The organism is Flavobacterium sp. NRK1 (assembly GCF_024054175.1).
In the GTDB taxonomy this organism is placed as follows: domain Bacteria; phylum Bacteroidota; class Bacteroidia; order Flavobacteriales; family Flavobacteriaceae; genus Flavobacterium.
Genome location: NZ_JAMXLA010000027.1, coordinates 1 through 2,138 on the forward strand (window position 1 = coordinate 1; position 2,138 = coordinate 2,138).

A 2,138-nucleotide genomic window follows, 5' to 3' on the forward strand; every position below is an offset into this window, starting at 1 on the left:
CCTATCAGCCCGGATACGGCCTTTAGCAATACCGTAGCCGGCACCCAGCAGATCTGGGTTGGCATAGCCACTACTTTTGGCTGCCGCAGTGTAGCCCCGCTTACCCTTAGGGTAAACCCGCTTCCTGTGCTTAGCAATGACCCTAATGCGTATATCGCTAATGAATGTGAGGAAGTACCGGGCCAGGCTGAGTTCCACCTTGAAGAGATTGCAGAGGCTATTACCGATGGCGCCCCGGGCTACAGCGTAGTTTTCTACCTGACCCCTGAACAGGCGGAATTCGGCGGCACTGATTATTTACCTACCCCGTACCTTTCAGGAGACACGACACTTTATCCGAGGATCACCGATGATATCACAGGCTGCTGGACCACTACCGAGGTAGATCTTAATGTGATCCCTGCACCTATTGCCACGCCACCTGCTCCGATCGAGGAATGTGACTTCAACAACGACGGTTTTGCACAGTTTGATATGACCGGAGCTATGGCAGCCATAGAAGCAGCCCTTGGCAATGTTAATGTTACGGCTTATGAAACCCCTGAGGATGCCGAACATGATGTTAACCCTATCCCTAACCCGGGTACCTATACCAATATCAACCAGCATGGCCAGACGATCTACCTAAGGGTACAGTCTACCCTTACGGATTGTTATGACCTTGTTACCCTTCAGCTTATCGTAAACCCTGTCCCTGAGGCCACCGAGCCTTCAGACTATGCATTATGCGATGACGGGGCCAGCGACACCGACGGTATCGCTACCTTCGACCTTACTATAAAAGCAGCTGAGATACTTGGCAGTTTAGACCCTGCCCAATACAGCATAAGCTACCACGTTAGTAATAATGATGCTGTAAATGGCACGCCTTCGATAATAAATGCCGCCAGCTACCCATCGGGTACAGCTCCCATTTATGTAAGGGTAACCAATAACACCACAGGATGCTATGATATAGTAATCCTTGAGCTTATCGTTAACCCGCTTCCGGAGCTTATCACCAACCAGTCGGTATATACGCTTTGTGATACCACCGCCCCAATGGACAAAGAGGTGTTTGACCTTACCAGCAGGATCCCTGACTTTATAGCCGATGCCAGCGGCATGACCATAACCTTCCACCACAGCTTTGCTGATGCCCAGGGAGATACCAATCCTATAAGCGAGGCTGATGCCTTAGCCTATGAGAACCAGGTACCGCAGGTAGAGACGCTTTTTGTACGCTTTGAGGTAACAGCCACCGGGTGCTACAGGATCGGTTTCTTAGACCTTAGGGTAGAGCACCAGCCGATCATCCTTGAGCCGACCCAGGACGAGCTGACCGTATGCGATACCAACGGGCAGGGCATAGGCGAATTTGACCTTAAATCCCTTGAGGAGAGTATGGCTAACGGCGATCTAGACCTTGTGATCACCTTCCATGAAACAGCGGAAGATGCCATAGCGGGTATAAACCCGATACCAACCACAGAGAACTATGTAAATGCCGTACCTTACATCCAGGATATCTATGTAAGGGTAACCGATACCCGCAGCGGGTGCAGCAATACCGTACCTTATGTACTAACGCTTATTGTATCCCCTGCACCGCAGGCCCCATCACTGGAGGACCTTACCTTCTGTGACGATGCCGACAACAACGGACAGGACGGCAAACGCAGGGTAGACCTTACGGTACAGAATGCCGTAATTGCCGATGCCCTTGGCCTTACCATACCGGATGATCTTATTGTAGAATATTATACCACCGAGACAGGAGCCAACAGCGGCCTTGCCAACAGGATCACCAACCCTGCCACTTATATGGGCAGTGACCAGCAGGTGATCTGGGTAAGGGTAGAAGACCCTGTAACAGGCTGCTACAGTGTAGAGAGCTTCATGCTTATCTTCAATGCACCGCACGCCCTTACCACCCCGAGCCCTCTTGCCATCTGTAACGAAGCCCTTCCAAACGACGGCCAGGCCGAGTTTGACCTTACGGTAAGGGAAGACCAGCTTTTAGGCCCATCAGGCATCGGGCAGGGGTATACCGTAGAATACTATGAATCCGACCCAAGGGTTGATACCGGTGCAATAGCCATAGCCGACCCTGAGCATTATACCAACCCTGCACCACCACAAGGTAACCCAAAAACATT

At 51.3% G+C, this 2,138-nt stretch carries 1 pseudogene; it reads left to right on the forward strand.

From position 1 onward, the window contains the following. A pseudogene (locus NHE85_RS16730) lies at nt 1-2,138 on the forward strand (hypothetical protein); the annotation flags it as partial.